The organism is Variovorax sp. J22P240, assembly GCF_030316855.1.
Lineage (GTDB): Bacteria > Pseudomonadota > Gammaproteobacteria > Burkholderiales > Burkholderiaceae_C > Variovorax.
Window position 1 is genome coordinate 366,851 of sequence record NZ_JASZYR010000003.1, and the last position, 19,398, is coordinate 386,248.

Annotated in this window: 19 protein-coding genes; 11 read left to right on the forward strand and 8 right to left on the reverse strand. The window is 67.0% G+C overall.

Going from position 1 to position 19,398, the window contains the following annotated elements:
- Positions 1 to 51: 51 nt before the first annotated feature.
- The 6 genes from ccoN to QTI24_RS11710 are packed head-to-tail and all read left to right on the forward strand — an operon-like array spanning position 52 to position 4,959.
- Positions 52 to 1,491: a cytochrome-c oxidase, cbb3-type subunit I gene (gene ccoN / locus QTI24_RS11685; RefSeq protein WP_286600542.1), complete on the forward strand. Its 1,440-nt coding sequence runs from the start codon at positions 52 to 54 to the stop codon at positions 1,489 to 1,491.
- 10 nt (positions 1,492 to 1,501) lie between these two features.
- The gene (gene ccoO / locus QTI24_RS11690; protein ID WP_286600545.1) at positions 1,502 to 2,128 is read left to right on the forward strand and encodes a cytochrome-c oxidase, cbb3-type subunit II; all 627 of its coding nucleotides are present in this window, start codon (positions 1,502 to 1,504) and stop codon (positions 2,126 to 2,128) included.
- Between the two features lie 12 nt (positions 2,129 to 2,140).
- Positions 2,141 to 2,287: a cbb3-type cytochrome oxidase subunit 3 gene (locus tag QTI24_RS11695; RefSeq protein ID WP_286600547.1), complete on the forward strand. Its 147-nt coding sequence runs from the start codon at positions 2,141 to 2,143 to the stop codon at positions 2,285 to 2,287.
- The gene (gene ccoP / locus QTI24_RS11700) at positions 2,284 to 3,204 is read left to right on the forward strand and encodes a cytochrome-c oxidase, cbb3-type subunit III (protein WP_286600549.1); all 921 of its coding nucleotides are present in this window, start codon (positions 2,284 to 2,286) and stop codon (positions 3,202 to 3,204) included. The genes QTI24_RS11695 and ccoP overlap by 4 nt, the downstream gene beginning before the upstream one ends.
- 13 nt (positions 3,205 to 3,217) lie before the next feature.
- The gene (ccoG, locus tag QTI24_RS11705) at positions 3,218 to 4,645 is read left to right on the forward strand and encodes a cytochrome c oxidase accessory protein CcoG (protein WP_286600551.1); all 1,428 of its coding nucleotides are present in this window, start codon (positions 3,218 to 3,220) and stop codon (positions 4,643 to 4,645) included.
- Between the two features lie 26 nt (positions 4,646 to 4,671).
- Positions 4,672 to 4,959, forward strand: a complete 288-nt coding sequence (locus tag QTI24_RS11710) for a FixH family protein (RefSeq protein ID WP_286600552.1) — start codon at positions 4,672 to 4,674, stop codon at positions 4,957 to 4,959.
- Positions 4,960 to 4,968: 9 nt separating this feature from the next.
- On the opposite strand, the gene fnr is transcribed toward QTI24_RS11710, so the two are convergent.
- Positions 4,969 to 5,685, reverse strand: coding sequence for a fumarate/nitrate reduction transcriptional regulator Fnr (fnr, locus tag QTI24_RS11715; RefSeq protein WP_286600553.1), 717 nt, complete (start codon positions 5,683 to 5,685; stop codon positions 4,969 to 4,971).
- A gap of 179 nt (positions 5,686 to 5,864) precedes the next feature.
- On the opposite strand from fnr, the gene hemN reads away from it, so the two are divergent.
- The 3 genes from hemN (at position 5,865) to QTI24_RS11730 (ending at position 8,472) form a co-directional block, all read left to right on the forward strand.
- Positions 5,865 to 7,235, forward strand: a complete 1,371-nt coding sequence (hemN, locus tag QTI24_RS11720; RefSeq protein WP_286600555.1) for an oxygen-independent coproporphyrinogen III oxidase — start codon at positions 5,865 to 5,867, stop codon at positions 7,233 to 7,235.
- 4 nt (positions 7,236 to 7,239) lie between these two features.
- Positions 7,240 to 7,956, forward strand: coding sequence for a sulfite exporter TauE/SafE family protein (locus tag QTI24_RS11725; protein WP_286600556.1), 717 nt, complete (start codon positions 7,240 to 7,242; stop codon positions 7,954 to 7,956).
- 78 nt (positions 7,957 to 8,034) lie between these two features.
- Complete coding sequence (locus tag QTI24_RS11730; RefSeq protein WP_286600557.1) at positions 8,035 to 8,472, forward strand: universal stress protein; 438 nt, start codon at positions 8,035 to 8,037, stop codon at positions 8,470 to 8,472.
- 33 nt (positions 8,473 to 8,505) lie between these two features.
- On the opposite strand, the gene QTI24_RS11735 is transcribed toward QTI24_RS11730, so the two are convergent.
- Positions 8,506 to 9,228: an OmpW/AlkL family protein gene (locus QTI24_RS11735; protein ID WP_286600801.1), complete on the reverse strand. Its 723-nt coding sequence runs from the start codon at positions 9,226 to 9,228 to the stop codon at positions 8,506 to 8,508.
- Positions 9,229 to 9,400: 172 nt separating this feature from the next.
- Here QTI24_RS11735 and QTI24_RS11740 point away from each other — a divergent pair, with 172 nt between their 5' ends.
- Both QTI24_RS11740 and QTI24_RS11745 read left to right on the forward strand, forming a co-directional pair.
- Entirely contained in the window at positions 9,401 to 10,795 is a 1,395-nt protein-coding gene (locus tag QTI24_RS11740) for a sensor histidine kinase (protein WP_286600558.1), read from the forward strand.
- Positions 10,796 to 10,871: 76 nt separating this feature from the next.
- Positions 10,872 to 11,414: a DUF4136 domain-containing protein gene (locus tag QTI24_RS11745; RefSeq protein ID WP_286600560.1), complete on the forward strand. Its 543-nt coding sequence runs from the start codon at positions 10,872 to 10,874 to the stop codon at positions 11,412 to 11,414.
- 3 nt (positions 11,415 to 11,417) lie between these two features.
- Here QTI24_RS11745 and QTI24_RS11750 read toward each other — a convergent pair whose 3' ends face one another.
- From QTI24_RS11750 to QTI24_RS11775, 6 genes are all read right to left on the reverse strand, one after another.
- Positions 11,418 to 14,288, reverse strand: a complete 2,871-nt coding sequence (locus tag QTI24_RS11750; RefSeq protein ID WP_286600561.1) for an autotransporter outer membrane beta-barrel domain-containing protein — start codon at positions 14,286 to 14,288, stop codon at positions 11,418 to 11,420.
- Positions 14,289 to 14,468: 180 nt separating this feature from the next.
- The gene (locus tag QTI24_RS11755; RefSeq protein ID WP_286600562.1) at positions 14,469 to 15,083 is read right to left on the reverse strand and encodes an HAD family hydrolase; all 615 of its coding nucleotides are present in this window, start codon (positions 15,081 to 15,083) and stop codon (positions 14,469 to 14,471) included.
- Between the two features lie 36 nt (positions 15,084 to 15,119).
- A complete protein-coding gene (locus tag QTI24_RS11760; protein ID WP_286600563.1) occupies positions 15,120 to 15,539 on the reverse strand; it encodes a surface-adhesin E family protein in 420 nt (139 codons plus the stop codon).
- Positions 15,540 to 15,604: 65 nt separating this feature from the next.
- Positions 15,605 to 17,413: a feruloyl-CoA synthase gene (locus QTI24_RS11765; protein WP_286600564.1), complete on the reverse strand. Its 1,809-nt coding sequence runs from the start codon at positions 17,411 to 17,413 to the stop codon at positions 15,605 to 15,607.
- Positions 17,414 to 17,468: 55 nt separating this feature from the next.
- A complete protein-coding gene (locus QTI24_RS11770; RefSeq protein ID WP_286600565.1) occupies positions 17,469 to 18,419 on the reverse strand; it encodes a 3-hydroxyacyl-CoA dehydrogenase NAD-binding domain-containing protein in 951 nt (316 codons plus the stop codon).
- On the reverse strand, positions 18,419 to 19,357 hold the full coding sequence (locus QTI24_RS11775; protein ID WP_286600566.1) for a beta-keto acid cleavage family enzyme: 939 nt from the start codon (positions 19,355 to 19,357) through the stop codon (positions 18,419 to 18,421). The genes QTI24_RS11770 and QTI24_RS11775 overlap by 1 nt, the downstream gene beginning before the upstream one ends.
- Positions 19,358 to 19,398 lie beyond the last annotated feature (41 nt).

The window sequence follows — 19,398 nt, forward strand, 5'->3', positions numbered from 1 at the left end:
ACGCACGCGGCGCCGGGACACTGAGCCCCAGTCACACAACAAGGCTCTGCGATGCATGCTTCGAGTTCTCCCGCGCCGGTCTACAGCGACACCGTCGTGCGGCAATTCGCCCTCATGTCCGTCGTGTGGGGAGTGGTGGGCATGCTGGTCGGCGTCGTCATCGCCTCGCAGCTGGCCTGGCCCGATCTCAACCTCGGCATCCCCTGGCTCAGCTACGGGCGGCTGCGTCCGCTGCACACCAACGCGGTGATCTTCGCCTTCGGCGGCTGCGCGCTGATGGCCACCAGCCTTCACGTGGTGCAGCGCACCTGCCAGGTCCGACTGTTCGCGCCGGGGCTCGCTTCCTTCGTGTTCTGGGGCTGGCAGGCGGTCATCGTGGCCGCGGCGATCACCCTCCCGCTGGGCTACACCAGCGGCAAGGAATACGCCGAACTCGAATGGCCGATCGACATCCTGATCGCGCTGGTCTGGGTGGCCTACGCCATCGTGTTCTTCGGCACCATCGGCATTCGCAAGGTGCGCCACATCTACGTGGCGAACTGGTTCTACGGCGCCTTCATCATCGCGGTGGCGCTGCTGCACATCGTCAACAGCGCGGCCATTCCGGCGGGCGCGATGAAGAGCTATTCGGCCTACGCCGGCGTGCAGGACGCGATGGTGCAGTGGTGGTACGGCCATAACGCGGTCGGCTTCTTCCTCACGGCCGGCTTCCTCGGGATGATGTACTACTACGTGCCCAAGCAGGCGGGCCGCCCGGTGTACTCGTACCGCCTCTCGATCGTGCACTTCTGGGCGCTGATCTTCACCTACATGTGGGCCGGTCCGCACCACCTGCACTACACCGCGTTGCCGGACTGGACGCAGTCGATCGGCATGGTGTTCTCGCTGATCCTGCTGGCGCCGAGCTGGGGCGGCATGATCAACGGCGTGATGACGCTCTCGGGCGCCTGGCACAAGCTGCGCACCGATCCGATCCTGCGCTTCCTTATCGTCTCGCTGTCCTTCTACGGCATGGCGACTTTCGAGGGTCCGATGATGTCGATCAAGACGGTCAACGCGCTCTCGCACTACACCGATTGGACCGTCGGCCACGTGCATTCCGGCGCCCTCGGCTGGGTCGGCCTCATCTCGATGGGCTCGCTCTACTACCTGATCCCGCGCATGTACGGCCGCACCGAGATGTTCAGTGTGAAGGCCATCGAGCTGCACTTCTGGATGTCGACCATCGGCATCGTGCTCTACATCGCAGCGATGTGGATCGCCGGCGTCATGCAAGGGCTGATGTGGCGCTCGGTCAATGTCGACGGCACGCTCACCTACACCTTCGTCGAAAGCGTGAAGGCCACCTATCCGTACTACGTGGTGCGCGTGCTCGGCGGCGTGCTGTACCTGGGCGGCATGCTCGTGATGGCCTGGAACGTCTGGATGACGGTGATCGCAGGCTTCAGCAGGCCATCGCCGATCCCGCAGACCGCCATCGCCCACGCCTGAGGACCACGCCATGAGTTCGAACAATCCAGGGTCCGGCTTCTCGCACCAGAAGATCGAGACCAACAACTTCCTGATGATCGTGCTGATCCTGCTGGTGATCGCGGTCGGCGGCCTGGTCGAGATCGTGCCGTTGTTCTTCCAGAAGTCGACCACCGAGGCGGTGCAGGGCGTCCAGCCGCTGACACCGCTGCAACTGGCCGGCCGCGACATCTACGTGCGCGAAGGCTGCTACAACTGCCACTCGCAGATGATCCGGCCGTTCCGCGCCGAGACGCTGCGCTATGGCCACTACTCCGTGGCCGGCGAGTTCGTCTACGACCACCCCTTCCAGTGGGGAAGCAAGCGCACCGGTCCCGATCTGCACCGCGTGGGCGGCAAGTACAGCGACGAGTGGCACCGCATTCACCTGAACAACCCGCGCGACGTGGTGCCCGAGTCGAACATGCCTGCCTATGGCTGGCTCGAGAAGACGCCGCTCGACGCCACGCAGTCCGCGACCCACATGACCGCGCTGCGGCGGGTCGGCGTGCCCTACACCGACGAGCAGATCGCCGCGGCCGCCGTCGAGGTCAAGGGCAAGACCGAAATGGATGCCATGGTGGCCTACCTGCAGTCGCTCGGCCTGGCACTCAAGTAAAGGACAAGCGCGATGGACAGCATCACCACTCTGCGGATCGCGGCCACGCTGGCGTCGTTCGCCTGCTTCATCGGCATCCTGGCCTGGGCATTCTCGGGCCGCCGTGCGAAAGCCTTCGAGGAGGCTGCTCGACTGCCCTTCGAGGAGGACCCGTCGTGAGCGATTTCATCAACGACTTCTGGTCGCAGTTCGTCACCGTCATCGCGGTCGGCAGCATCCTGGCCTGCGGGCTCCTGCTCTGGCTCACCGCGCGCTTCCGGGGGCCGTCCACCGGGGACAACACCACCGGCCACGTCTGGGACGAAGACCTGCGCGAGATGAACAACCCGATGCCGCGCTGGTGGATGGGCCTGTTCGTCCTGACCATCGTCTTCGGCCTCGGCTACCTGGCCGTGTTTCCGGGTCTGGGCAGCTACCGCGGCACACTCTCCTGGACCACCTCGGGCGAGTATGCGAAGGAGATGGAGCAGGCGAACACCGAGCTGACGCCGGTCTATGCCGCCTACACCTCCGAGCCCGTCGAGCGCCTGGCCACCGATCCCGGCGCCATGGCGATCGGCGAGCGCCTGTTCCTCAACAACTGCGCGCAGTGCCATGCCTCCGACGCGCGTGGCAGCAGGGGCTTCCCGAACCTGACCGATCGCGACTGGCTGCACGGCGGCACACCCGAGAAGATCCGCGAGACCATCACCCACGGCCGCACCGGCGTGATGCCGCCGATGGGCGAGGCGGTAGGCTCGGCGGACGACGTGAAGAACCTCGCGAACTACGTCCTGAGCCTGTCGGGCAGCCCGCACGACTCGGTGCGCGCGGGCCTCGGCAAGAGCAAGTTCACTGCCTGCGCCGCCTGCCACGGCATCGGCGGCGTCGGCAACACCGCGGTCGGCGCGCCGAACCTGGCCGACAAGATCTGGCTGCACGGCTACGGCCAGGAGGCGATCATCGCGATCGTCAACGGCGGCAAGACCAACCAGATGCCGGCGCAGCAGGGGCGCCTGACCGAAGCGCAGATCCACGTGCTGACCGCCTACGTCTGGGGCCTGTCGAGCAAGCCGGACGTCGCGGCGGCCCAGTGACCGGACCCGTGCCATGAGCCGCGTGCATCAGGTGATCCCCATCGTTCCGGCCGCCAAGGCCGAAGAGAAGGGCGTCGGCCTCTACGCCGCCCACCAGAAGGTCTACACGCGCAGCGTCAGCGGAGTCTTCGCGCGTTGGCGCTGGGCCATGGTGTTCGTGACCCAGCTCGTGTTCTACGGGCTGCCCTGGCTCGAATGGGGCCAGCGCCAGGCGGTGCTGTTCGACCTCTCCGCGCGGCGCTTCTTCATCTTCGGGCTGGTGCTCTATCCGCAGGACCTGATCTACCTCACTGGCCTGCTGGTGGTCTCGGCGCTGTCGCTGTTTCTCTTCACCGCAGTGGCGGGTCGGCTGTGGTGCGGCTATGCCTGCCCGCAGACGGTCTACTCCCAGATCTACATGTGGGTGGAGCAGAGAATCGAAGGCAGCCGCATTGTGCGCATGCGCATGGACAAGGGCGGGTTCTCGACCGAGAAGGTGATCAAGAAGTGCTTCAAGCATGCGGTGTGGATCGCGATCGGCCTGTGGACCGGCTTCAGCTTCGTGGGCTACTTCACGCCGATCCGCGAGCTGGGCGTGTCCCTGCTGCACGCCACCATGGGTTCCTGGGAGATCTTCTGGGTGCTGTTCTACGGCTTCGCGACCTACGGCAATGCGGGCTTCATGCGCGAGCAGGTGTGCAAGTACATGTGTCCCTATGCGCGCTTCCAGAGCGCGATGTTCGATCGCGACACGCTGATCGTCAGCTACGACGCGGCTGTCGGCGAACCCCGCGGCGTGCCCGCGAAGGGACGCGCCGACAGCGCGCCCGCACTCGGCCACTGCGTCGACTGCAAGCTGTGCGTTCAGGTGTGCCCCACGGGCATCGACATCCGCAACGGCCTGCAGCAGGAATGCATCGGCTGCGGGCTCTGCGTCGATGCGTGCAACATCGTGATGAAGAAGACGGCGCAGCCGCCGGGCCTGATCCGCTACGCGACCCAGAACGGCATGGCCAACCGCTGGACGTCGCGCCAGGTTCTGCAGCGCGTGCTGCGGCCCCGCGTGCTGGTCTACGGTGCGCTGCTCGCGGCGTTGTCCATCGGCCTGTTCGCCAGTCTCGTGGCGCGCATGCCGCTGAAGGTCGACGTGGTGCGCGACCGCGCCGCGCTGGCGCGCATCGTCGACGGCGGCCAGATCGAGAACGTGTACCGCCTGCAGATCATGAACGCGACCGAAGAGATGCAGCGCTACCGCATCGAGGCCAGCGGCCTCGATCGCCTGGAGGTGGCCTCGGAGCCGCTCGTCGATGTCGCGCCCGCGGAATCGCGCTGGGTGGCGGTGCGCCTGCGGCTGCCCTTCGGCGCGGCGGCGGCCGGTTCGCACGAGGTGTATTTCGACGTCCACTCGGAGGACGGCCGGGGCCACGTGTCCGAGAAGGCCGTGTTCCTGGTTCCCCGATGAAGCCGCGCTCTCCCGAAGGATCAAAAATGACCGACAGCAATCGCAAAGACGACGCAACCTCGTCCGGCCCGCGGTGGTGGCGCTTTCCCCTGGTGTGGATGGTGATAGGCGGGCCCGCCGTGGTCGTCGTCGCCAGCTTCGTCACGCTGTGGCTGGCGCTGGGCACGCCCGATCCGGTGGTGGACCCGGACTACTACCGCAAGGGCGTGGAGATCAACCGAACGCTGGTCGACAAGAAGCTGATGCCGGCGGTGGCCGGGCGAAATCACGCGGCCACGCCGGGGATCGACTTGGCAGTGCCAGCCAGGAACTGAGAGCGGGGCTCAGCAGCCCGGAGGATTGACGATGCGGTGTAGCGCATCGGGGTCGACGATGCGGACATTGCGCTGCTCGACCTCGACCAGGCCATCGGCCGCGAACTTCGACAAGGTGCGACTCACGGTCTCCAGCTTGAGCCCCAGATAGCTGCCGATTTCCTCACGCGTCATGCGCAGCACCAGTTCCGAACGCGAGAAGCCGCGCGCGTGCAGACGCTGCACCAGGTTCAGCAGGAAGGCGGCCAGACGTTCCTCGGCGCGCATGCTGCCCAGCAGCAGCATCACGCCTTGCTCGCGCACGATCTCGCGGCTCATGATCTGGTGCACGTGGCGCTGCAGCGCCGTGACTTCGCGTGATAGCTCCTCGATGCGGTCGAAGGGCATCGTGCACACCTCCGAATCCTCCAGCGCCACGGCGTCGCAGCTGTGGTGGCCGCTGACGATGCCGTCGAGACCGATGATCTCGCCCGCCATCTGGAAGCCGGTGACCTGCTCGCGCCCGTCCTCGCTCGCGAGGCGGGTCTTGAACACGCCGGTGCGGATGGCGTAGAGCGATGTGAAGTCCTCGCCATTGTGGAACAGCGTTTCGCGCCGCTTGACCTTGCGCCGCGTGGCGACGAGGTCATCGATGCGCTGCAGCTCGCTCGGACTGAGGCCCACCGGCATGCACAGCTCACGCAGATTGCAGTTGGAGCAGGCGACCTTGATGTGTTGAGGTGTCATGGATGCAGTCAGGGGTCGTGCGCGCATTGTCGGGCGGCGGGCGAGCGCCATGCTTGATGCAGATCAAGGTTTGCGGGCCGGGTCGGGGCCATAGTGGCTCATTGCCTGCAGTTTCCCACCGTTTTCCGCCGTACGCGATGCTCCCTGCCCCCGCTCCAGCCCGCACGCCGACCTTTGCGATGCCGTCGCCCTCCGCGCTGAGGCGTTTCGACATCCCCGGTCCGCGCTACACCTCCTACCCCACAGCCGACCGTTTTGTCGACGCCTTCGCCGCCGACACCTACGCGCAGGTGCTCGAGCAGCGCGGCGGGGCCGGCGCCGGTGCGCGTGCGCTCTCGCTGTACGTGCACATCCCGTTCTGCGAATCGCTCTGCTACTACTGCGCCTGCAACAAGATCGTGACCCGCCACAAGGGCAAGGGCCGCGAGTACCTGGACTACCTGGCGCGCGAGGTCTCGCTGCAGGTCGAAAAGCTGGGCCGCGGCGCCATGGTCCGCCAGCTGCACCTGGGCGGCGGCACGCCGACCTTCCTCGATGACGACGGCCTGCGCGAACTCATGGCGCTGCTGCGAGACAACTTCACGCTGACCGAGGACGGCGAGCATTCGATCGAGATCGATCCGCGCACCGTCGACCGCCAGCGGCTCGCGACGCTGGCCGAACTCGGCTTCAACCGCCTGAGCTTCGGCGTGCAGGATTTCGACCCCGAGGTGCAGCGTGCGGTGCACCGCATCCAGCCTGCCGGGCAGGTGTTCGACCTGATGCTGGATGCGCGCAGCCTCGGCTTCGACTCGGTCAACGTCGACCTGATCTACGGCCTGCCGCAGCAGAGCGCCGCGTCCTTCGACCGCACGCTGGAGCAGGTCTGCGCGCTGCGGCCCGACCGCATCGCGCTCTATGCCTACGCGCACCTGCCCGAACGCTTCAAGCCGCAGCGCCGCATCGCGACCGAATCGCTGCCCGACGCAGCGGCCAAGGTCGAGATGCTGTCGCGCTCGATCGCCGCGTTCACCGCGGCGGGTTATGTCTACATCGGCATGGACCACTTCGCGCTGCCGGACGACGCGCTCGCGGTGGCCAAGCGGCAGGGCAGGTTGCATCGCAATTTCCAGGGCTACAGCACGCAGCCGGACTGCGATCTGGTGGCGCTCGGCGTGTCGGCCATCGGCCGTGTCGGCGCCACGTACAGCCAGAACGCGAAGACGCTCGAGGAGTACTACGACCTGCTCGACCAGGGCCGGCTGCCCGTGGTGCGCGGCCTGGCGCTGTCGCGCGACGACGTGCTGCGGCGCGCGGTCATCATGGCGATCATGTGCCAGGGGAGGGTCGACTTCGAGGCCATCGGCGCGGCGCATCTGATCGACTTCCGGCATTTCTTCGCCGCCGAACTCGCGGCGCTCGATTTGCTTGCGGCCGAGGGCTTCGTGCGCATGAGCCAACGCGACATCGAAGTCACGCCGCTCGGGTGGTTCTTCGTGCGCGCGATCGCGATGGTGTTCGACCGCTACCTGCAGGCCGACCGCAAGACGCGCTTCTCGCGCATCGTCTGATCCCATGCAGGCGGCGCTGCTCGGTACCGCGTTCCTGATGGGCGTGGGCGGCGGCCCGCACTGCGTGGCCATGTGCGGGGCCGCATGCGAGGGAGTGGTCCGTATCGTGCGCGTCGTGCCCTCAGGTGGCGCCGCACCCATCGCGGCCGCGCAGCCCTCCGTGCCCGCGGGTGCGTGGTTCCACGTGGGGCGTGTACTCGGCTACGCCAGCGCAGGCGCCGTCGCGGCCGCTGCGGCCGAGGGCCTCGCGCTCGCCAGCGGGCAGGTCGCCGCGCTGCGCCCTGCGTGGATGCTGCTGCACGTGTTCGTGTTCGCCTGGGGACTGCTGCTCGCGGCGACCGGCCGGCAGCCGCTGTGGGCAAGCCGCATTGCACGCTGGGCCGCAGGGCGCGCGCAGCGCTTGCCCGGCCGCAGCGCCCTCGGTGTGCTGGCGAGCGGGGCGCTGTGGGTCGCGATGCCCTGCGGCCTGCTGTACTCGGCACTGATGCTCGCTGCGCTGGCCAATGGGGTGCTCGCGGGCGCCGGCGTCATGGCGCTGTTCGCCGCAGGCAGTGCGCTGTCGCTGCTGCTCGCGCCCTACCTCTGGCGGCGCCTGTGCTCGGGGTCAGGCGGGGTGCCGCAGCACTGGGGCACGCGGCTCGCCGGTGCGTTGCTCGCCGCGATGGCCCTGCAGGCGGTGTGGATGGACCTGCAAGACCAGATCGCGATCTGGTGCCGTTGAGGCCTCAGGTTGATCGCGGTCAACACGACACGGGTCCATCTGTCCAACACTGGGTTCTTCCCATCAGGAGAGCCCATCATGTTCAAGAAGATCCTGGTCGCGACCGACGGCTCCGAACTGTCGGAGAAGGCCGTCGAGAGCGCCATCGGCCTGGCCCGGCACCATGGCGCCGAGCTGGTCGCCTTCACCGTGGCCCGACGGGAGCCCAAGAGCTACATGGACGGCGCGATGAACAACGTGGCCGCCGATGACACCGATCGACGGCGCCTCGAAAGGGCGCAGGCGCTGGTCGATGCCATCGGCGCGCGTGCCCTCGCGCGCGGCGTGTCCTGCCGTGCACTGGTGAGCCATTCCAGCCAGGTGGCGGACGCCATCATCGTGGCCGCCGAGAAACAGCAGAGCGAGTTGATCGTGATGGCTTCGCACGGCCGCAACGGGCTCGGTCGCCTGCTGCTCGGCAGCGAGACGCAGCACGTGCTGACCTACTCGTCATTGCCCGTGCTCGTGCTTCGGTAGCGCTGCGTCCCGGAACGCGTCCCAGTCGGAGGCTTAGAACTTGTAGGTCACCGACAGGTACGGAACGATCGGATTGACCTTGAGGCGCGACTCGCTCATGGCGACCGGCACGCCTGCCACCGTGGTCGTCAGTTTGGCCGTGGTCTTCAGCGGGATGTACGACACCGAGAAGGACATGCCCCAGTGCTGGTCGAACTGGTAGGCGGCGCCGAGATTGAACACCGGGGCGAAAGAGCTGTCGAGGTCGGCCGTGGTGGCCGACCTGCCGGCGGGAATGCCCACGCGGCTGGCCAGGGCGCCCTGCAAGCCGGGGGTGAGCTTCACGTCGCTGTACCAGACGTAGGTCGCGCCCAGGCCGACGAAGGGACGCAGCTTGGCGTCGCCCTCGAGGAAGTAGTACTTGGCCAGCAGCGTCGGACTCCATTGGCGTGCTTCACCGAGTTCGCCGATCGGGCCCAGCGTGCCGGTGCCCTGGAGCCTGAACTTCGGCGGAACGCCGATCACGCCTTCGACCGCCCAGTGGCTGTCGATGAAATACTGGGCGTTGAGGCCTAGCGTGTCGGAGCTGTCGACGCTGGCGCCGGAACCGGGCACGACGGCGGGGCGCGGCGCCGTGAAGGTCAGGGGTTCGCTCGAATCCTGGGGTGCGAAATGGAGCCAGCCGGCGCCGACTTGCCAGTCGCCAGCCTTTTGTGCCAGTGCGCTGCCCGATCCCAATGCGGCAACCGCGGCCAGCGCAAACAGTCTTGTCTTCATCATCAAAGTCTCATCAGTTCAGGTTAGGGGAGTCTTTAGGATACGGTACCGTTCATTTAGTTTGCCGCGCCCTGTCGCCTGTGCAACAAAGGCCGGCGAGTCGTGCATCGAAACCGAGCCAGTGCTCACTTTACCCCTCTGAGAGCCGAAGCTTGGCGAAGCCCAAGCTTCGGTGACCCACAATCGCCGCGTGCCGCACCTGCTCCTCGCCCGCCCGACCATCGTTCAGCGCGTAGTGCTTGCCCTGCTGGGCGCGTTCTTCCTGGTCTGGCTGGCGCTGCTGGCGTACATCTACATCGAGTTCCGACAGGCGCTCGCCGTGGACCAGGGCCTGAAGAAGCTGGGGCGGGCGCTCACGGCGGCGCTGGCGGAGGTCCGGGACGACGCCGAAGCCGGCGTGGTGATGACCGCCACGGCCACCCAGTTCCAGACCCTGCGCATCAGCGGCAACCCCGCCGGCAGCGTGCTGATGGAACTGCGCGACCGGCAGGGCGAATTGATCCACGCGTCGCCCGCGCTGGGCAGGCAAGTTCTGGACGGACGGCAGGGCGAGGTGATCGACCAGCAGATCGACGGCCAGACCTACTGGGTCTATCGACGTGACACCGGGCGCTGGTCGCTGCAGCTGGCAGAGCCCCGGATCACCGGCATGTGGATCCTCGAGCGCAATGCGGGGCGCGTGCTGCCGTACCTGCTGCTGGCCTTTCCGCTGATCCTGCTGCCGGTCTGGCTGGCGGTGAAGCTCGGGCTGCGCCCGTTGCAGCGGCTGGCCGATCGCATTGCCGAACGCGGCACGGCCGATCTCTCGCCCATCGGCATGGATCCGAAGTACGCGGAGCTCAAACCGCTCATCGCGGCACTGGAGCGCATGCTGGCCCAGCTCCGAGGCACGATGGAGCGTGAACGCGCCTTCGTGCATGACGCGGCCCACGAGCTCCGAACTCCGATGGCGGTCATCGCCGCCCAGGCGCATGCGCTTTCCGGCGCAGGCAGCAGCGAGGAGCGGGAGCGCGCGCAGGTGCACTTGGAACAGGCCATCGAGCGTGCCTCCCACCTGACGCAGCAATTGCTAGAACTCGCCTCGCTGGACGACGCGCATCGGCGGTTGCCGAAATCCGTCGACGTGGCGCAATGGGCGCGTCAGATCCTCGCCCAGGCGGCGCCGCGGGCACTGGCACGCGGCATCGAGTTGACGCTCGACGCGCCCGACAGCCTCGAAGCGCAGATCGACGTGCCCGCGTTCCAGTCGATCCTGGAGAACCTGTTGAACAACGCGATCCGCTACGTGCACGACGGTGCTCAGGTGGTGGTCACGCTGCGCAGCGATGACGAGCGCCTGACCCTGTCCGTCGAAGACGACGGACCCGGCATCGCCGAGTCGGACCACGAGCGCGTGTTCGAGCGCTTCCACCGCGGCGTGGGCCACGACACACCCGGCTCAGGGCTCGGGCTGGCGATCGTCAAGCAGGCGGTCTCGCGCATGGGTGGATGCGTCGCGGTGTCGCAGGGACTGGCCCGGCGCGGCGTCGGCTTCCACGTGTCGCTGGTCCTGGGCCGGGCCGGGTAGATCGAGCGGGCGTTAACATGATTCGAGCGGCGAACCCGCCGCCTGCCTGCCAACCGGACTCAACACTGGAGCGAACATGATTGGAAGATTCCTTGTCGTCGTCCTTGCCGCCACGCTGCTGGCAGCCTGCGCGAACACGGCGACGGTCAAGACCGACTTCGACCCCAAGGCCCAGTTCGGCAGCTTTCGCAGCTACAGCTGGATCACATCCGGAAGCGGCAGCGAATCCGTGATGCCCCAGAGCGTCGTCGCGGGCATCGACGCACGGCTGCAGGCCGCGGGATGGCAACGCGTCGCCGAAGGCGACGTGCATGTCGCAGCGCACGTGACCCGCGTGCAGGGCCAGACCTTCAACAACTTCTACAGTGGCATCGGCCACGACCTCAACTGGCTCGGCATCGGCAGCGGCTGGCCGGGCTACGCGACGATGTCGGTCGACAACTATGAAAAGGGCACGCTGGTGGTCGACATGTTCGACGCGCGCACCAAGCGGGCGGTCTGGCGCGGCAGCGCCAGCGGGGTCCTGCCCGACGATCCCTCGCGCGTGAACGCCGCGGTGCAATCGGCGCTCGACAGGCTGTTTGCCGGCTTCCCGCCGGGGGGCACGTCCTCGCGGTGAAGCTCAGGGGCCTCCAAACGCGTAGCGAAGCCCGCCGCTGAATAGCCAGTTCTTCCAGCCGGCCGTGCCGGTGTTTTGCTGCCAGGCGACGTCCGCGTAGACGGAGAGTCGCTTGCTCACCATCCCGCTCACCCCACCACCGACCTGCCAGCCGCTTCCGAACTTGCCGAGTTGGAAGTTGGTGGCTCCGATCACAACGGTCCCGGGGTCGCTCGCGCCATAGAGATAGTTCAGCTTGAGATAGGGCGTCACGCGCGTACCCGATCCCGTCTCGATCGGACGCGTCAGTCGCGCGCCGACACGCCAAACGCTCTGGCGCTGGTTCCCAAGGCTGGTATTGATGCCGTCGGCATCCCTGAAGTCGTCGAACCGGACCTGCTGCCAGACGTACTGGAGTTGAGGCTCGATCTCGAAGCCCGTGGACGCGATGGGGAGGGGGTAGCCGACCTCGGCCGAGGCCGCATAGGTGCGCCCGTCGGAGTTGGCGACATCGCCGCCGAAATAGGCCGCCGATGTTGTCCTGGACTTGAGATCGCCCGCGGACAGGATGAAGTCCGCGTACCAACCCTGGCGATCCAGGTAGGTCGCGATCGCCGACAGGGTGCGTGTATCGGCGTTCGTTTCGCTGGCGCCATCCAGGGGCGCGTCGGGAGACAGCTTCGACTTGCCAAGGCTCAGCGCGCCTCCCACTCGCCATACGCCCGCATCGTCCTTTCTGAGCAGCGCACTGCCGCCCACCTGGAAGGCGGTGTAGTCCTGCTTCGCATCGAAGCCGTAGTTGCCAAAGCTGAGGTTCGTCCGGTAGTCGAATGACGAGCCATAGATGCGGGCAAAGCCCTCGAACTGCCCAAGGGCGCCCATGCGCTCCGAATCGCGAACTTCACCCAGCCTTCGATGCAGGCTGTCCAGGTCCTGCAGGCCGGCATTGAGCATGGCACCCGACATCGTCAGGTAGGAAGCGACCTGTGGCGCGACCAGTGGGCGTTCGAAGTCGGAGATGGTCTCGGGCTTGTCGACATCCGGGCGCGGAGGTGGCGGCAGAGGCGGCAGAGGCGGTTCAGGTGCGGGAGACGGCGGAGGCGGCTCAGGCGCGGGAACCGGGGGAGGCGGTGCCGGTGGGGGCGGAGGGGGGCCGGGCGGTGGTGGCGGCGGTGGCGGCGGTGGCGGCTCCGGAATGCTGCTCCCAATCGGCCGCGTGAGCCGGTAGTCCCAGTAGCCAGTCGGATTCCCGACAAGACTCTGCGATGGCGCTGCCGCGCCGTTCTGCGAGCCCGGTCCAAAGGGGTAAAGCCTGTATTGGTAGGGTGTGCCGCCCGTCACGTACCCATGCTCCAGAAGGAAAGTGGTCGGTGTCGAACTTCCGGCGACCTGGATGATGGAGACGCCGGTGTCCGGCAAGACGTCGTCCACGCTTTCTGCGCCGAGCACGTTCCGCGTGACGCGGCTTCCCGCAACGCGATTGGCCGCATCGATCAGGGCCTGACGGGTCGCCGGAGAAGGATCGATCAGCGTAGCGAAGTTGACCAGCGTGGCGCCGCTCGCATTGCCGCGCACGAGAAGCCGATCGGTGATCTGCGCCGAGATCGGGCCTTGAAGTTCCTCATCGAGCAGCGCACCCATCAACAGCTTGCTCCCGACGCCGCCCTGGTAGTTGCCGGAAACGAGCAGCACATTGCCGAACTGCAGTCCTCCGGTCATGGCGATCACGCCTTTGTTCACCATCGAGCCATCCAACTGCACGATGGACGGCAGCGTGGCGTCCGGATAGGCAAAGCCCCTTCCGACGTAGACGTACCCATTGTTGGTGAGCGCACCGGTCAGCCGGCTGTCGTAGGCCGCGAGCGATGCCAGAGGTCCGACCGTGATGGTGTCTGCGATCAGCACTGCTCCTGCGTTGCCTGGCGCCCCGATGGCGAGCACGCCGGTGCTGACCGTGCTTGTCTTTGCCTCGGTCCTTCCGAGCAGCGTCCAGCGATCCCCGACCATGTCGAGGGCTCCGAAGCTGAGGAAGTCGTTGCGTGCCGAGCCGGCGCCCTGAAAAATGACGCGGCTCGTGCCGCCACCGAGAGCAGGCCCATCGAGCAAGCCGCCCGTCTGCATCGTCAGCTTGCCATTGCCCGTTTCGAACCAGACGGACGCGGTGCCCCCTCTGATCGTGCCGGCCGTCGTGATGTCGGCAGAGCCGTTTCGCGTGTGGACACCGTACGTCGCCCCGCTGATCAATGCGCCCGCCGCGTTGACGAGCTGACCGCCGGTGCTGAAGTCCACGCCGATGCCGCCACTGGCTTGAACCGTGCCGGTATTGCTCATCGTCTGCGAGCCATTGACGAACTGCACGCCGTAGGCCGTGCCGCTCACCCGTGCGCCCGCGGTATTCTGGAAGTTGAGGTTGCCGCCTTCCAGTCGCACACCGGCGCCATTGCTGGCCGTGATGGTTCCGCTGTTGGTCGCGGCATCGTTCGCGTTGAGGAGGTAGATGCCATGGGTGCCGCCGGCGATCAGGCCTCCCGCCTCGTTGGTCACGGTTCCTCCCGCCCGGAACTGAACACCGGGGCCCACCGAGGCATTGATCGATCCGTAGTTGTCCAGCGCGCCTTGCGCGTTGACGATGGTCAGCCCGCCGCCGACCCCGCTGACCGAGCCAGCGACCTGATTCGCCAGCCGGGTACCTGCTTGCAGATACACGGCGTAGGTGTTGGCGTCGAGACTCGTCAGGCTCCCGTTGTTGTTGACTTGCCAGGCTCGGTTCTGTCCGAACAGTGCCTGCCCACTGTTCACGCTCACCGTGGTGTTCGGCAGCACATTGACGAACTGGCTGCTGTTCGGGTTGTTCTGGCTGTCGAGCTGAACGGTGCTCGTGTAGCTTCCGCTCACGGTGACATCCGCGAACGTCGATCCCGCAGAACAGGCAAGCATCGCCGCGGCTATCGCCACCGCTCTCCGAGGGAATGCGTCTACCGGCTGAAGCATGGGCATGCCTTTCTGGTCGAGCGCCCCATCCTAGCGACGGGCCTCGACGAGGTCACCCGGTAGCGTGGCGATTTAACGTCACCTCTAGGCCAGTTCGCGAGCCTCCAACTCCAGGGCCAGCGCGGCCGCATCGGTGAACTCGTACGCCTGCAGACCGGCGCGCAACGCACCGACCACATTGGCTTCGACATCGTCGATGAACAGCGTCTCGCCGGGCGACACGCTCAATGCCTCCACGCAGCGCAGATAAGCCTGCGGCGCTGGCTTCGTCGCGCCGAACGAGGCCGTGGCGTGGATCGTGTCGCCGAACAGCGCCGCCACTTCGGGGCAGAGCCTGTCCATGTGCAGGGCGAGCAGGCGGCAGTTGTTGGTGAGGATCGCGATCCTGCAGCGCGTGGAGACAGTCCGCGCCATCCCGAGCACCTCCGCATCCAGCGTCATGGCCGCACGCCGCGCGTCCAGCCAGGCGTCGAGCGTCACGGGGCTTCCCAGGAGCCGGCCCAACTCGTCGAGGTAGTCCTCATCGCCGATCAGGCCCGCGTCCGCGCGTGACTCCAGTCCGGTTCCCCAGATGGCATGGCGCACCGCTTCGGTGCTCTGGAGCGTCGACGAGGCCAGACGGTCGACGCGCACCGACCGGTCGTAGTGGCAGAGCACGCCATCCAGGTCGAACAGCACCAGGGAGATCGATGCAGTCATGAGCCCGTCCGGCCTGGCCTCTGGCTGGCTTCGACCCTAGCCGGCAGTGGCGCGGCAGGCTGCGCGAATGATGCGGTTCGTGGGATTGGGCTCGACGTCGAGGAAGCGCATGGGCCGGCGATCGTTCGCGTAGTCGGTGACCTTGTGCGGCTGCCCTTGCCACAGCGGCACCGGGTAGAAGGCCGCGAAGAGGTACTCGGCCTTGCGCGCACGGCAGTCGAAGACGACCTGCGACTCGTACGAGCGGTAGGGCACCTTCTCCCAGTTGAGCCTTTCCGTTGCCCGACTCACGCGCACGTTCATGGTCTTCTGCGCGCCGTGGGTCTGGATCGCGACCGGGTCGACCTCCACCGTATCCACGGATGCATCGCGCGGATTGCCTGTCACGGTGAACCAAACGGTCTGAGCCTCAACCTGGCACCCCACGAGGCCAAGCAACACGAGCCACCTTCTCACGTCGAATCCTTTTAGCTGGCGATCTTTTTCGATTCTAGCCAGCGGTCGACGCGCACCGCGCCCCTTCAGTCGACCCGCACGACCTCCGGATCGCCGGCGCCATGCAGCCGCTCGACCTCCGGCGCGCGCCGCGCCAGCACGGCCCGCTGGTTGACGTAGCCCTTGTCGGTGATCTCTCCCGCATCGATATCCGGCGGTGCGGAAAGCACCAGCGCCCGGACGGGGCATTGCGACGAGCCGCCGCCCGCGTCTCGCAACTCTCGCATCACACGCTGCAGCGCGGCGTGCCATTCTTCGCGCGGCCGCGACCCGCCTTGCGGGCTCGGAAAGACCAGCATGCCGATCTCATCGCGGTCGTGGCCGGTGATCACGATGTCCTGCGCCAGCGGCGCGAGCCGCGAGACCAGATCGACGCGCAGCGTGCCCACCGACACCCACGTGCCGCTCGTGAGCTTGAAGTCTTCCGCCACGCGGCCGTGGAACATCACGCCGCGTTCGGGCCGCTGCGTGTCCGCCAGAAAGCCCGCATCGCCGATCCGGTAGTAGCCCTCGTCGTCGAAGGCCGCCGACGTTTCACGTGGCGCATTGCGATAGCCGGGAAACACCGACACGCCCTTGACCCGCATCTCCAGCTTGTCGCCGTTGGGCACGAACTTCAGCTCCAGCCCAGGCAGGGGCGCACCGATGCAGCCCGCGCCATCGAACCGCCAATGGGCCGTGGTGATGGCCGGCGAGGTCTCGGTTGCGCCCCAGGATGTCGTGAGCCACAGCGGCCGCTCGGGGCGCGCACGCCGGGCGACGGCCTCCAGCCGCTGCCAGGTCGAAGGCGCCAGAGCCGCGGCTGCATAGAAGGCCAGCCGCAAGCGCGACATGACCTCTGCAGCCAACGCATCGTCCGCTTCGAGGAAAGGCAGCAGCATGTCGTAGCCCCGCGGCACGTTGAACAGCAGCGTCGGTCGCACCTCGCGCAGATTGCGCACCGTCTTCTCGATCAGCCCCGGCGCCGGCCGCCCCTCGTCGATATAGAGCGCGCCACCATGGCACAGCACCATGTTGAAGTTGTGGTTCGCGCCGAAGGTGTGGCTCCAGGGCAGCCAGTCGACCAGCACCGGCTTCTCCTCGTCGAGGAAGCGCCAGGTCTGGGCCATCATCTGCTGGTTGGCGCACAGCATGCGGTGCGTGTTGATCACCACCTTCGGCTTGCCGGTGGAGCCGGAGGTCAGCAGGTACTTGGCATGGTCGTCGGGGAGGATCGCCTCGAAGGCCTGCATGACGGCCGGCGTCTCTTCCGTCTGCATCAAGGGGTCGAAGGGCAAGGCGCCGGTGTGCGTGTCGGCATGGCGGCTGAACACCTTCACCGCATCGACATCGCAGCCGGACAGTGCCGGCCCGTACACGTTGGCGTCCGACGCGTAGATCAACGCCGGATCGAGCGTGCGCAAAATGCCGTGCAGCCGCGTCGGGTCCTTCGCCATGCGCGAGTACGCACTGGACAGCGAACACGCCGTGCGGCCGATGTGCATCGTCGCGAGCATCAGCACCGCATGGTCGATCGCGTTGTCCGACAGGATCACCACCGGCCGGTGCTTCGCAATGCCCATGTCGAGCAGGCTCTGCGCCACCGCGCCCACGGCACGGCGCAATGCGCGGTAATCGAGTTGACGCCATCCTTCGCCGCTGTCGTCGCGCTCTGCCAGCGCCAGCGCGTCGGGCGTTTCACGTGCCCAGCGCTCCAGCCACTCGCCGATGCAGCGCGCGTAGGGCTTGAGCGCGACCGGCGAACGCAGCGCGAAGGAGCCGTCGTCGAAATCGATACGGACCGTGCGTGGCGGTGCGAGCTGGCTTTCGTCTTCGAAGAAGCCGGGAGTGGTCATGCACTTGTCTCCTGAGATGGTCGGCCGTGCGAAGCGCAAGGCCAGCCGTCCGTTGTCATTCGAGTGTGCCGCTGGTCGTCTTGTCGTGAATCAGGTTCAACAGCAGGGTGTCGCGGGTCGATTCCAGTTCGCCGATGCGTCGTGCGCCGAGTTCCGCTGCTACGCCTTCAACAACCCGCTGCTTGAGCTCGGCGGTCATCGTCGGCGCACCGAGGTCGCGCCACCAGTCCTCGATCGGCCCGCCCAGATGGTCCAGCACGTGCGCAATGCCGCCCGCGCCACCCGACAGATGCAGGTTCATGAACGGCCCCATCAGCGCCCAGCGCAAGCCCGGCCCGTGCGCGATCGCCGTGTCGATATCTGCCACGGACGCCACTCCCTGGTCCACCAAATGGAAAGCCTCGCGCCACAGCGCCGCCTGCAGCCTGTTTGCGATGTGGCCCTTGACCTCGCGCTTCACGTGGATCGGTCGCTTGCCGATCGCGCTGTAGAAGGCCATCGTGCGCTCGATGGTGTCAGCCGATGTGTGCTCGCCGCCCACTACCTCCACCAACGGAATCAGGTGCGGCGGATTGAAGGGGTGCCCGAGCACCACGCCCTCCGGGTGACGGCATGCGGACTGCACGCCGGTGATCGCCAGCCCCGAGGAGCTGGAGGCGAGCAGCGTGCGCGGCGCCGCTGCCGCGTCCATGCGGCGGAACAGTTCGATCTTGATGTCGATGCGCTCCGGCCCGTTCTCCTGCACGAAGTCGGCAGCGGCCACCGCGTCTTCGAGCCGGTCGTGAAAGTGCAGCCGCTCCACCGATGCACCCTCGGCCAGCCCGAAGCGCTCCATCGTCGGCCAGTGCTGCGCGACGGCCGCACGCAGCCGCGCTTCCGCGCCGGGCGAGGGATCGGTGGCATCCACATCCAGGCCCCGTGCGAGGAAGTACGCCGCCCAGCTCGCACCGATCACGCCGGTGGCGACGACCGCCACGCGCTTCACCGGATCTGCCGCCGCGCTCATCACTGCCCTCGCCGCGATGCGGCGGGCGCGAACTCGGGCACCGGCAAGCCACGGCGCGGCAGGCCCATCATCTCGCGTGCCTCCGCAGGGGTCGCGGGCTCCATGTCCATCTCGCGAATGACCCGCACGATGCGTTCGGTCAATTGCAGGTTGGTCGCCAGCTCGCCCTGCCGGTAGTAGAGGTTGTCTTCCAGCCCCACGCGCGCATGGCCGCCGAGCAGCAGCGCGCTGATGTTCGCCTCCAGCTGCGAAGGGCCGATGCCGCTCACGCAGAAGATCGCGCCCTTGGGCAGCGTGTCCACCATCATCTGCAGATGGCGCGGCGAGAAGGGCATCGCGTTCTGGAAGTTGCGATGCACGTTCATCACCAGGTTGATGAAGTAGGGCTCCTCGTCCAGCCCCTCGTTGATCAGCGTGGTCGTGTCCTGCAGGATGTGCGCGGGGCTGAACACCTCCCACTCGGGCTTGATGCCGCGCGCCTTCATGCCGGCGGCCAGCTCGCGGCCCTTGCCGAGCGGCGTGTCCATCAGGATGTCGCGGCCTTCGAAAGAGAGGTTGAGCGTGGTCGCGTCCAGCGTGCACATCTCGGCGCCTGCATCCATGCCCTTGATGCGCTCCTCCCACGCAATCTCCCAGCGGTTGCCCGGCAGCGGCTTGACCATGTCGCCGTGCACGCCACCACCCGTGGAGTTGTTGATCACGATGTCGCAGCCCGCCGCGCGGATGCGCGTGTTGATGTCGCGGTAGACGTCGGCATTGCACGTTGCGCCATCGTCGGGCCGGCGCGCGTGGATCGCGGCCACGCTGGCGCCGGCGTTCCAGCAGCGCACCACGTCTTCGGCGATCTCGGCGGGTTGCGTGGGGAGATGGGGGTTCTGCGATTTGTGCGCCATCCCGCCCGTAGGGGCAATGGTCACGATCACCTTGCGCTTCGACATGAGGTTTCTCCTGTGAACAGCGCGCTATTATTTTTGGCTGC